At 68.7% G+C, this 11,350-nt stretch carries 8 protein-coding genes; 2 read left to right on the top strand and 6 right to left on the bottom strand.

Annotation, left to right across the window (positions count from 1 at the left end; translation table 11 throughout):
* Positions 1 to 173 precede the first annotated feature (173 nt).
* Positions 174 to 1,205, top strand: a complete 1,032-nt coding sequence (locus tag BH719_RS06310; RefSeq protein ID WP_034255321.1) for a LacI family DNA-binding transcriptional regulator — start codon at positions 174 to 176, stop codon at positions 1,203 to 1,205.
* Positions 1,206 to 1,329: 124 nt separating this feature from the next.
* On the opposite strand, the gene BH719_RS06305 is transcribed toward BH719_RS06310, so the two are convergent.
* From BH719_RS06305 to BH719_RS06285, 5 genes are all read right to left on the bottom strand, one after another.
* The gene (locus BH719_RS06305) at positions 1,330 to 1,893 is read right to left on the bottom strand and encodes an RpiB/LacA/LacB family sugar-phosphate isomerase (RefSeq protein ID WP_009743975.1); all 564 of its coding nucleotides are present in this window, start codon (positions 1,891 to 1,893) and stop codon (positions 1,330 to 1,332) included.
* Positions 1,890 to 2,960: an ABC transporter permease gene (locus BH719_RS06300; protein ID WP_009743974.1), complete on the bottom strand. Its 1,071-nt coding sequence runs from the start codon at positions 2,958 to 2,960 to the stop codon at positions 1,890 to 1,892. The genes BH719_RS06305 and BH719_RS06300 overlap by 4 nt, the downstream gene beginning before the upstream one ends.
* A gap of 12 nt (positions 2,961 to 2,972) precedes the next feature.
* A complete protein-coding gene (locus BH719_RS06295; protein ID WP_009743973.1) occupies positions 2,973 to 3,977 on the bottom strand; it encodes an ABC transporter permease in 1,005 nt (334 codons plus the stop codon).
* On the bottom strand, positions 3,974 to 5,530 hold the full coding sequence (locus tag BH719_RS06290; RefSeq protein ID WP_009743972.1) for a sugar ABC transporter ATP-binding protein: 1,557 nt from the start codon (positions 5,528 to 5,530) through the stop codon (positions 3,974 to 3,976). Before BH719_RS06290 ends, BH719_RS06295 begins: the two co-directional genes overlap by 4 nt.
* A gap of 161 nt (positions 5,531 to 5,691) precedes the next feature.
* The gene (locus BH719_RS06285; protein ID WP_009743971.1) at positions 5,692 to 6,729 is read right to left on the bottom strand and encodes an autoinducer 2 ABC transporter substrate-binding protein; all 1,038 of its coding nucleotides are present in this window, start codon (positions 6,727 to 6,729) and stop codon (positions 5,692 to 5,694) included.
* A gap of 1,549 nt (positions 6,730 to 8,278) precedes the next feature.
* Here BH719_RS06285 and BH719_RS06280 point away from each other — a divergent pair.
* Entirely contained in the window at positions 8,279 to 9,154 is an 876-nt protein-coding gene (locus BH719_RS06280) for a BtrH N-terminal domain-containing protein (protein ID WP_245683269.1), read from the top strand.
* Positions 9,155 to 9,396: 242 nt separating this feature from the next.
* Here the strand turns inward: BH719_RS06280 and BH719_RS06275 are convergent, their stop codons facing one another.
* Positions 9,397 to 10,854 (bottom strand): ATP-binding protein, encoded by a 1,458-nt coding sequence (locus BH719_RS06275; protein WP_009743969.1) that lies wholly within the window; start codon positions 10,852 to 10,854, stop codon positions 9,397 to 9,399.
* Between the last annotated feature and the right edge of the window lie 496 nt (positions 10,855 to 11,350).

Below are 11,350 nucleotides of genomic sequence, written 5' to 3'. Positions count from 1 at the left end.
GCCACACAACCCGCACCCGCCCCACACACAACCAAACCCAAATGGAGAACGGACACCCACCCGGGGCGTCGACGGACGGGGATGAGGGGACGAGTCCCCCGACCGTCCTCTCCGGAACAGGGGAAATCGGGGAACCGGTCCGGACCGCCCAGGGCGCGACCTACACTAGGACCATGACCCCGGAGCCGACTCCCCGCCCCCGCCTCGTCGACGTCGCCCGAGAAGCGGGGGTGTCGGTGGCGACCGCCTCGCGCGCCCTGGGGAAGGGGTCGGAGCTGATCCGCGCCGACACCCGCGACCACGTGCGGCAGGTCGCGCGGCGCCTGGGCTACCGGGTCAACCCCGTCGCCCGCTCGCTGCGCCTGTCCACGACGGGGCACATCGGCATGGTCGTCCCCTCCATCGGGAACCCGTTCTTCATGGAGCTGGTGGCCCAGGTGGAGCACTGCCTGGCCGAGCGAGGGCTCAATCTGCTGCTCGCGGACGCGCGCATGTCCGTGGCCCACGAGGACCACCTGCTCCGCTCCCTGGAGAGCGGCGCCGTGGACGGGCTCGTCGTCGCGCCCTGCCACGAGACCTACTCGACCCCCGCCCTGGAGCGCGCCGCCGCCCATGTGCCCACGGTCCAACTGGACCGCGGCGTCCAACTGGACGTGCCGATGGTGGGGGTGGACGACCCGCACGGCATCCGCACCCTGCTCGACCACCTGGCCGAGCGGGGCGTGGAGCGGATCGCGCTCCTGTCGAACACGGGCTCCAACGTCTCCTCGGTGACCCGTGTCCGCGCCGCCCGCGCAGTCGCGGAGGAGCTGGGGATGCGCCTGGACCCCGACGACATCATCGAGTGCAGTTTCTCAGTCGACGAGGCGGGGGCCGCCGTCAACCGGGTCCTCGACCGTTCGGGCGCGGTGCCCGACGCGTTCCTCTGCCTCAACGACCTGCTGGCCATCGGCGCCATCACGGCGCTGCGCGGCCGGGGCATCGCCGTGCCCGAGCGCGTCCAGGTCACAGGGTTCGACGACATCCAGTTCGCGGCGCTCATGCGCCCCACGATCACGACCCTGCACCAGCCGCTCGACGCGATCGCCGACCGGGGGGTGTCGATCCTGATGGGGGACGACGACTCCACGGGCAGGATCCATATCGAGGGGACCCTGGTGGAAAGGGAGTCGACGAGGCGCCGCCCGGGCGCCGTCGGGGAGTGACGGGCCCGGGCGGGCGGGCGCGGGTCCGGCCGGTGCCATCGCACTGGAGCACGGCCGGGGCCAGCGGCTCCAGGCCCAGGGAGGCTGGGCGCTCGGCGAGCAGCGCCCCTGGGGCGGAGCGGGGTCAGTAGGCCAGGCCCCGGGGCTGTTCGGCGAGTTCGGCGGTCTGCGGGTCCACCACTTCGAAGCCGTTGGCCTTGTAGGCCTCGTAGTCGAAGTTCTCGCACTCGTCGTAGCCGATGCGGTGGTAGGCGTAGAAGCCCTCCCAGTCCTCGTAGCCGCTGCCGAGCTCGGAGGCCAGGAACGCGTCCGCCATCGCCATCGCGGTGCGGGGCGCCACGTAGAACGCCCCCATCGCCAGCAGGTTCGCGTTGTTCGCGGCGGAGGCCCGGCGGGCCGAGGGCACGGACTCGCACACGGCGGCGTGCACGTGGGGCACCTTCGAGGCGGCGATGTGGATCCCCATGCCCGTGCCGCAGAACGCCAGGGCCCGCTCGAAGCGGCCCTCAGCGATCTGGGCGCCCAGGGAGAAGCCGACGCGGTGGTACATCGGGGTCTCCTCGAGGACGGGCGTCAGATCCGTCACCGTCCACCCCCTCTCCTCCAGGTGGCGCTTCACGGCCTCCTTCAGTGGGAAACCCGCGAAGTCTGCCCCCACGACGACGTTCTTGGATCGGACGGTCTTCATTGTTGTGTTCCTTTCTTGAGGAGGCGCCGCGAGGCGTCGATGAGGCGGCGCACGGAGAACGCCCCTTCGTTCATGCAGATGACGAAGAGCAGGACCGCGCCCCAGATGAGTGGCCTGTAGAAGTTGGAGATGTTGGGGAACATGTTGAGGCCGGAGGACAGTACCTGCAGCATGACGATGGCGAAGAGCACGCCCGACAGGCGGCCCGACCCGCCGTTCGGGTTCACCCCGCCCAGCACCACGATGAGGACGGTGAGCAGTGTGTACGAGGCGCCGTAGTCGGACTTCGCGGAATTGTAGTTCGCCAGCATGACCAATCCGGCCATCGCGGCCATCACGCCCGACAGGATGTAGGTGCGGATCAGCAGGCTCGCCACGCGCATGCCGGAGAAACGGGCGGCCTTCTCGTTGGTGCCCAGCAGCAGGATCCTGGTGCCGAAGCCCGTGAGCCCCAGGATCGCGGCCGCGACGAGGGCGCACACGAGGAACACCACCAGGGGCATGGGGACGACCCCGCCTACGCGCGAGGCGAACACCGCGCCGAACGCCTCGGGGACGCCGGACACGGGTTTGCCGTCGGTGAGGACGATGGCGATGCCGCCGAAGAGCTCCAGGGTGCCCAGGGTCGCCAGGATCGGCGGGATCTTGGCGACGGCGATGAGGACCCCGTTGACGAGGCCGCACAGCGCGCCCACGGCCAGTGCGATCCCCAGGGCGACCGCGGTCGCCGTCGCCATCGACGGGGCGGTGGCCGCGGGCTGCCCCTCCAGGACGGCCCGCAGGGCCAGGGCCGCGCAGATCGACGTGACATTGGCGATGGCCACCGCCGACAGGTCGATGCCGGCTGTGAACATGGTGAACATGACGCCCAGGCTCATCAGGCCGAACTCGGGGAACTGGACGGCCATGGACTGCCAGGTGCGCACCGCGAAGAACGGGCCGGATTTGACGATGGCGAAGAACGCCAGCAGCAGCACCAGCACCAGGACCAGGCGCGTGATGTAGGGGTCCCGCGTGAGGAACGCGGGCAGAGCCCCCGTCTTGGTGGAACGGGTCTTCGTGTTCATGGGCGTCTCCTCCTACGCTGTGCGCCCGCGGGAGCGGGCGACCTGGACGGCCGAGATCCCCGTGCCGACGATGATCAGCAGGCCCAGGGCGAAGTTCTGCCAGATCGTCGGGATGCCGGTGAGGATCATCGAGTTCTGAACGATGACGATGAGCAGGGTGCCCAGCATGACCCCGGTCAAGGAGCCCTTGCCCCCCGTGATCGCGGTGCCGCCAAGCACGACGGCGGCGATGACCATCATCTCCATGCCCAGCAGGTTCGTCGGGTGCATCTGGCCCATCGAGCACGTGCGGACCATGCCGGCCATGGCCGCGATGATCCCCACGATCACGTAGAGCCAGAACTTCGTACCGGCCACGGAGAACCCGGCGCGCGCGGCGGCCGCCTCGTCGCCCCCGATCGCGAGGATTCCGCGCCCGAACATCGTGTACCGGGTGAGGAAGAACGCCGCCGCGACCACTGCGACCAGCAGCAGGAACGACACGGGCATGGCGGACTGGAGGCCCGAGGCGCGGTTCTGCGCGACGAAGAGGGACGCCTGCCCGAAGGACTGCATCGAGGAGGGGATGGTGTTGATCTGCACGGACTTGAGGGCTCCCTGCATGAACCCGTTGAACACGTTCGCCGTGCCCAGCGTGATGATCAGGGTCGGCACCGTCAGCCGCGAGGTGAAGATCCCGTTGAACGCGCCCAGCAGCGCGCCCAGCCCGGCGGCGATCAGGAAGGGCACGATGACGGGCCCGTCGAAACCGTTGTCGACCAGTACGCGCGTGGTCGCGTACACGGCCAACGAGGCCAGGGCCGGGAACGACACGTCGATGCCCCCCGAGACCAGGACCAGGTGGGCGGCCACGGCGAAGAGGCCGGGGACCACCATCGCGCCCGCCAGGTCCACCAGGTTGTTCGCGGTGAAGAACTGGCCCGAGCGCACTTGGATGATGAGCGCGAGGGCCACGACCACCAGGAACACCCAGAACTCGTTGGCGTGCAGCGCCTTCTTCTTCAACGCCTCCATCATCGCCCTCCTTCGGGTTGGTCGGCGCCGGCGTTGTCGGCGGGCCCGGAGGATCCGGGTTGTGGGTCGGTGGCGGCCAGCAGTTCCCCGAGGCGCGCCTCGGAGGTCGTGGCGGGGTCCACGGCCTCGCGCAGCTGGCCCCCGCGCATGATGAGGACCCGCGAGCAGTTCGTGAGCACCTCGGAGATGTCGTCGGAGATGATGATGACCGCCATGCCGTCCGCGGCCAGCTCGCGCAGGATCGAGTGGATCGTGAACTTCGAGCCGATATCGACGCCGACGGTGGGCCCGTTGAGTATCAGCACGTCGGGCTTGGTGGCGAGCCACTTGGCCAGGACGACCTTCTGCTGGTTGCCGCCCGACAGCGTGTTGACGGCGTTGCCGGGGTCGGGCGTGGCGATCTCGAGGTCGGACACCCAGCGCGCCTGCTCGGCGGCGATGGCCCTCTTGTTGACTCCGCCCAGGGCGTTGGTGAAGTCGGACAGCTCCGAGATCACGATGTTCTCGCCGATGGAGCGCGACAGGAACAGCCCCTCGGTGAGGCGGTCCTCCGGCACGTAGGCGATGCCCGCGTCGATGGCGTCGTTGACGCTGCGCAGGCGCACTTCGTCGCCCTGCACGCGGATGGTGCCCGCCTGGGTGGGGTGGGCGCCGAACAGCGCCAGCGCCAGCTCCGTGCGGCCCGAGCCGAGCAGGCCGGTGATCCCCAGGATCTCGCCGCGGCGCAGCTCGAAGGAGACGTCCTCGAAGGCACCGGGGGCGCTGAGGCCCTCGACCTCCAGAACCGGTTCGTCGCTGAGCGCGGTGGGCTCGAAACGGGTCTCGTCGAACTCCTTGCCGGTCATGTGCTTGGCGAAGGAGCGCCGGTCGAGGTCCTCCTTGGGGCACGTGATGATCTTCCGGCCGTTGCGCAGGATGGTGAAGCGCTCGGCGATCTCGAAGACCTCCTCGAGCTTGTGGGACACGAAGAGGATCGCGATGCCCCTGGCGCGCAGGTCCAGGATGATGCGGAAGAGCGCGGCCACCTCGTTCTTCGTGAGCGCCGTGGTCGGCTCGTCCATGATGATCACCCTCGCGTCGGAGATGAGGGCGCGGCAGATGGCGACCAGCTGTTTGTCCGCGACCGACAGGTCCCCGACCTTGGCGTCCAGGTCGACCTTGAAGCCGATGGTCGCCACCGCGCGCTCGGCGATGGCGCGGAAGCGCTTCCAGTTGACCAGCGCGCGCCCGGCGGCCACTTCCGTGGTCAGCGCCAGGTTCTCCATGACGGAGAGGTTGGGGAACACGGAGAAGTCCTGGTAGATGACCTGCACGCCGGCGGCGATGGCCTCCAGTGGCGTGAGCCGGTCCCACGTGATCCCGTCGATCGTGATCGAACCCGAGTCCGGGGCGTGCACCCCGGAGATGACTTTGATGAGCGTTGACTTGCCCGAGCCGTTCTCGCCCGCCAGGCAGTGGATTTCGCCCGGAGCCAGCTCCAGGTCGATGCCTTGCAGCGCGTGGACGCCTTTGAAGGACTTGCTCACGCTCGACACAGTGAGCAATGGGGCTTCCATTTGCTTTCCTTTCAGCCCGCAGTGCGCCGCGGCTGCCCGGTGGGGTCGCCGGCGCGCGAATTAGGTGCCTGCGGGGCCCGCCGCGCCCGGCCCCGCCCCGTCGATGGGGCCACGGGGCGGGGGACGGGGCGGTGCGGAACGGGCCCCGGGTGGTGGTGGGATCAGAAGCCGAAGGAGTCGACGTTGTCCTTGTTGATCTGGATCCAGCCGTTGCCCTCGAGGACCTTGTCGGACCCGGGTGAGAAGTGCATGTTCTCGTAGCCGGTGACGCCCAGGTTCACGCCGTCCGCGATCTTCTCGCCGTTGAGGATCTTCGTGGCCAGCGAGGCCATCGCGTAACCGGCGTCAGCGGGGTCCCACAGGGTCAGCGAGGCGACCGACCCGTCCTGGAGGATCTGCTTGTTGGCGTTGGGCAGGCCGGTCCCGGCGGTGAAGACCTTGCCCTTGAGGCCCAGCTCGTCGATGGCGCGCGCCGTGCCGGGCGCGTCGAAGGAGGAGGTGCCCAGGATGCCCTTGACCTCCGGGTACTTCTTGAGGACCTCCTTGGCGGTCTGGTAGGCGGTCTCCGAGTTGTCCTGCGACTCGACCCGGGGCTCGGCCTCCAGCAGCGTCATGTTCGGGTACTTCTCCTTCTGGTGGGCCACCGCCCCGTCGGCCCACTCGTTGTGGGAGGCGTTGGTGACGTGGCCGACCATCGTCGTGTAGGTGCCCTCCTCGCCCATGGCCTCGGCCAGGTTGTCCATGATGAAGGCGCCGTACTCGGCGTTGTTGAAGGCCTCGATGTCGTACATGGTGTTCTGCTGGGAGGCGCCCTCGTGGGTGACCACCGTGATGCCGGCGTCCATCGCCTGCTTGAGGACGGGCTCGATCGCCCCGGGATCGACGGGGACGACGCAGAGGGCGTCAACGCCCTGGGCGATGAGGTCCTGGATGACCTGCGCCTGCATGGTCGCGTCGGTCTCGGCGGGGCCCTTCTGGAAGACGTTCATGCCGGTCTCCTGGGCGTAGCGCTGCACGCCCGTCTCCATGCGGACGAACCAGGGGTTCGTGGAGTCCTTGGGGACCACGGCGATGGTGTAGTTGCCCCCGCCTGCGCCCGCTTTGCCCGACTGCGTGCCGCCGCCGCCGGAGCACGCTCCGAGCGACAGCGCGATGGCCGATGTGAAAACGATTGCACTCGCGGCGATTCGGGATTTCATGTCAACTCCTCCGTTGATTCTCAACCACTGTGTTGAGCCCTCGGGCGCTCCGCCTGAAGGCCACGGCTCCTGCCCGTCCGAGGTGGGACTCCGGCCGCTGACGGCGCGGTCAGCGGGCCACCGGGCAGCAGCGCGGTAGGTCCACTATACGGGCAGCCTCTTGCGCGCCGGAAGCGCTTCGGCACAACGGTTATGCAATCGTTATCATCAGCGGGTTCGCAGGAGTCCGGGGAGGGGTGGATGCAGACCCCGCCGTGAGTACGGCCAGCCTGTGAGCGGGCCAGGTGTCCGGGCAGGCGCGGGCGTGGGTCAGTCGGCGCTCTACGACCTGACCCCGTCCTCGGGTGTCCGGGGAGGCGCGGGTGGGCCTGGGGGCGGTGGTTGCGGAGCGTGGGCGCATGGGCCTGGGTGCCGGTCCGCCAGTGGCCGTGGGCGGATGCGCGTCCGCATTGGGGCAGGTAATGGCCTATTGGGGTAGGAAACGGATCGTTGGGGCAGGTCAATAGCCTGCCCCAATGTGGATTAACCTGCTCCAATGCGGCTAACCTGCCCCAATGCGACCCGCGGCGGCCGGGAGGGTGCGGTACGCGCGCGGCGGGGGCCGTTTTCACTGCGGTACCGCCTGGCCCGTGGGCATCTGAGCCCGGGCGTGCGGCGCTGTGGGCTGTTTCCACGACGGTTCCGGTGCGGCGGGCCCAGTTTTCACAGCGATACCGCGCTTTCGCAGCGCTACCACACTTTGCAAGCGTTATAACACTTGCAAAGCGACGGTATCCCTTTGAAAACTCCGCTTCGCTTGTAAAAAGGCCCGGGCGTCTGCCCCGCGGGTGCGGTTCCCCGTTGAAAATGCGGCATTGCTTGCAAAACGACCCGTGCGCAGTCCCGACCGCCCGCATTCAGCGACAGAGCTCCGGCACCGCGGTCGGTGCTGCGCCGTGTGAGCGCCCCAACTGGCTCGCATTCTGCGGTGGAGGTCCGTCAGGAGGGCGCCAGACGGCTGGGCACCTCTCTGGCAAGATCATTCCGCAACACATGACTCCACCAGGGCTGCCCGGCCAGGAGGATCTGGAGGATCCCGCGTAGCTGTGGAAGACGCCCCCACGGCCGGTGCGCTCCTGGTGCCGGCTTCGGCCGCCTTGGTGCCACCAGCGCCCGCGCGCCCGGCCGGCAAGGAGTCGGTGAGGCGGGGAATCTTCCGCCGTCGAACATCCCCACGACCGGAAATTAATTCGGGAAAAGTAGCCGGGAATAACACGGGGGCGCGAAGTGTTGACTGGAAATTTTATTACCACTATGGTGATGGCGAGCGGTTCCCGCGGACGAAGGAGGACGAGGTCCCGCGGAATGGCGCATCGGAGGAGAACGGTTCTCCGTCCGGCGCGAACGGCCCATCCTTCATGGTGGACGGCCGGCCGAGCACACCTCTGCGGAGTACTCTGCCCGGGAGCCGTTGAAAGGCAGATTGATCTATTGCGCGCATAGGAAGAGAGGCTGCGGCATGGACCTGTACTTCGGAGACGTCTCGTTGTGCTACACCAATTCTTTGGCCATGGCACTCGATTCATACGGTTTCCATTTCCGCCCCGAGTATTTGGAGGCGCTGATGGTGATGGGCAATGGCGCGAGCGTCGTGGAGAACGACGCGGAGCACCCGTTGGTCTTCTTCGACAACGGTCATCCGGATGCCTCCATCAGCAACTGCCTGCGCATCCTCGGGTTCGAATACGAGGACTTCTATGTCGAAGAGGCGGAGGGGCCCAGCGCCGATGGCGCCTGGGAGAGGCTTCAGCGGATGCTGGCCAATGGCCCTGTGGTGGCGGGGCCCTTGGATATGGGCTACCTGACGTACAACCCGAACTGCCGGGACCTGGAAGGGGTTGATCATTTCGTCTGCGTCTCCGGCCTCCACGAGGAGCGCGTCCGCCTGCACGATCCGGCGGGATTCCCCTGCATGGAAATGGGACTCGAGGACTTCGCCAGGGCGTGGGCGGCGGAGGGGATCGCGTACAAGAGGGGCGCTTTCTCCATGTGGGGTGATTTCACGCGCACAAGGGAACCGGATGCTGAGGAGATCTACCACGAGACCTCCCTGGTCATGCGGAAGCGGTACGAGCAGGGAGAATCGGGCGTCATGCGGATGTACGCGGACTCGATCAGGCAGAACGGGATGAACCGCCAGCAGAAGCAGATCCACCAGTTCTTCAGTTTCCGCCTTGCTGCGGCCAGGAGCATCTACATGGGCCGGTTCCTCGAAGAACACGACCCTGAAAGGGCGGAACTGAAAGAACGGATCGCCGACCTGTTCGGGCAGGCGCACCTCAACAGCATGGAGGACGACAGTGCTCGGCTGGCCGATACCCTGGCCAGGATCGCGGAGCTCGACGAGCGCTTCAAAGCGTTGTGCCTCCAGTACGAACGGGGCTGACCCCGCGCGAGCAGCCGCCGGGGGCGGGCCGACAGCAGGGGGCCGAGGCGTGGGTGGGCTGGGCGCGTGTGTGCGTGCGAGCAGCCGCCGGGGCCGGGCCGACAGCGGGGGGCCGAGGCGGGAGCGGGCTGGCCCCGCGCGAGCAGCCGCCAGGGCCGGGAGCAGGGCGGGGGTCGGCAAGCTCGCGGACCTGGCTGCGCGCATTGGCGTAGGAGGGCGCGGGTCGCGTTATTCGGATCCGCTCATAGGCGGGACGGCAGGCGGTACTTCACCCACCTCCGCTCGCCGGAGCGCTCCGCCAGGCCCCGGCGCACCAGGTCCGCCAGATCGGCCCGCGCCTCGTCGGCCGGGACGCCGAAGCGCGCCCGGTAAGCGGAGTTCGTGAACACGGTCCCGTGGCGCATGTCCACCAGCGCGCGCGACTGGCGGTGGGACAACCCGCTGGCGCCCAGGGAGCCCAGCCACGCCAGATCCGATTCGGGCAGCAGCGACGACGACGGGAACAGGACGGTGAAGGACACGCCGTTGTCGAAGAAGCGGGGCTCGGGAAGGCCCGCTTCGCGCAGGGCGTCGCGGGCGGCCGCGATGCCCGAGCCCAGGGCCTCGATGACGCGGCCGTGCCGGGACTCCACGTTCTGGCAGATCGTGTACAGGAACTCGTTGACCGCGGACTTGCTGTTCTGCGTGCCCAACTGGTCGACGGTGACCCCCCACAGGCCGCCCGGATTGGTGAGCCGGAGCTCGCGGTCCCCCAGGCGCAAGTCGATCCCTTTGCCCGAGGCGGGCTCGGAGAGGTCGCGGTGGACCAGCGCGTTCGTCACGACCTCGCGGACGGCCAGCTCCGGCATGGAGGGGTTCGTGGTCCCGACGCCGTCGGAGGTCACCACCTGCGCCGAGTCGACGTTCCGCATGACCCAGTCGAGGGCGTCGTCGAGGATCTCGGGGATCGGGCCGACGAAGTTCCGGCGGTTGACCGCCCGTGCGCCGCCGCTCCCCTCGATGGCCGCCGTCAGCGTCAAATGCGGGAGCAGGCGCTGGGGGTACTCGCCCAGCGCGTACAGGCCGGCGGTCGTGAGCCTCCCGTCGCCCATCACGATGTTCATGCGGTAGAGGATCACGTCGTCGTCCACATCGGCCATCCGGGACGTGGAGCGGCGGACCGAGGACGTGAAGGCGGCGACCAGGTCGGCGTTGAGGTCCGCCCTGCTGGAGCCGTCGACCGGTTTGGAGTCCTCCCTGGGGCGGCCGTGGCGCAGAAGGAGCTGCTGCTCCTCCTGGGGGGACATCGCGTAATCGCCGTCGTACTGGCGGATGTAGGACTTCTTGCGCTTGTTCCAACGGCAGGGCTTCTCGTTGACCGGGGCCTCGCTGACGTTGAGGACCGCGACCGTTCTGCCGTCGATGGTGAACGCGCCGCCCTCGACCCGGATCTCCGTGGAGAACCCGTTGCGCGCCTGGGAGACGGCGCTCTGGATGAGGGCGTGCGCGTCGTCGACGCCCACGACGGAAACGCCGTCGCTCTCCGAGACCCCCAGTAGGATCGATCCTCCGCCGGGCAGGTTCGCGAAGGCGCTGAGCGTGGGGCCGAGGGCGTTGGCCGAGTACTCGGAGAACGTTTTCGCCTCCAGGGACAGGGTGTCTCCCCTGTGGAGCTCCATCTGCGCCAGCGCCAGTTGGAGGTCTTCGAGGGTCTGGATCATAGGGGCATTCTATCCGCTATGACACGCCCCTATCTCATAGATGGCGGTTTCTATCTCATAGGAGGGGGCCGCTATGTCATAGAGGGTCGTCCTCTGCGGAGGACTACGCGGGGAACAGGGGCGTTCCGCGCGCCTGGGGGCTGGGTGCGGAGCTGATGCGGGTCCGCCCAGCCCCATGGCCGTCGGCCTGCGCAGGGCGCGAGGCGGTCCCGGCCCAGCCCCGCTCCCCGGGCACCGCGGTGGGGCCGGGAGGGGGCGCGAGCCGGGGCCGCATCCGGAGCGTTCGCCGGACGTGCATCCAGGCCGATTGGCGGCCGGTCGTGCGGAACCGGGTGCCGACCGGGTGACCGGACCGGCCGGCGGCCGCTCCGGGCCGGTCAGCTGAGCGACGGCGGCTGCGTCGGCAGGACAGCGCCCTCGCTGGGCGGCTCGAGCGGGTTCTCAGTGGGCGGCTCGCCGCTCGGCGCCCCCGGTGCCCCGGGCCCGCCCGGGTCCA

The organism is Pauljensenia hongkongensis, assembly GCF_001746855.1.
Lineage (GTDB): Bacteria > Actinomycetota > Actinomycetes > Actinomycetales > Actinomycetaceae > Pauljensenia > Pauljensenia hongkongensis.
The sequence above is the reverse complement of the archived record's forward strand: the minus strand, read 5'-3'. Positions and strand labels throughout refer to the sequence as shown.

What these genes read in the sequence shown, in the direction of transcription:
- BH719_RS06280 (WP_245683269.1), top strand. Translation starts at nt 8,279, where the DNA reads ATGGCACTCGATTCATACGGTTTCCATTTCCGCCCCGAGTATTTGGAG.
- BH719_RS06305 (WP_009743975.1), bottom strand. Translation starts at nt 1,893, where the DNA reads ATGAAGACCGTCCGATCCAAGAACGTCGTCGTGGGGGCAGACTTCGCG.
- BH719_RS06285 (WP_009743971.1), bottom strand. Translation starts at nt 6,729, where the DNA reads ATGAAATCCCGAATCGCCGCGAGTGCAATCGTTTTCACATCGGCCATC.
- BH719_RS06275 (WP_009743969.1), bottom strand. Translation starts at nt 10,854, where the DNA reads ATGATCCAGACCCTCGAAGACCTCCAACTGGCGCTGGCGCAGATGGAG.
- BH719_RS06310 (WP_034255321.1), top strand. Translation starts at nt 174, where the DNA reads ATGACCCCGGAGCCGACTCCCCGCCCCCGCCTCGTCGACGTCGCCCGA.
- BH719_RS06300 (WP_009743974.1), bottom strand. Translation starts at nt 2,960, where the DNA reads ATGAACACGAAGACCCGTTCCACCAAGACGGGGGCTCTGCCCGCGTTC.
- BH719_RS06290 (WP_009743972.1), bottom strand. Translation starts at nt 5,530, where the DNA reads ATGGAAGCCCCATTGCTCACTGTGTCGAGCGTGAGCAAGTCCTTCAAA.
- BH719_RS06295 (WP_009743973.1), bottom strand. Translation starts at nt 3,977, where the DNA reads ATGATGGAGGCGTTGAAGAAGAAGGCGCTGCACGCCAACGAGTTCTGG.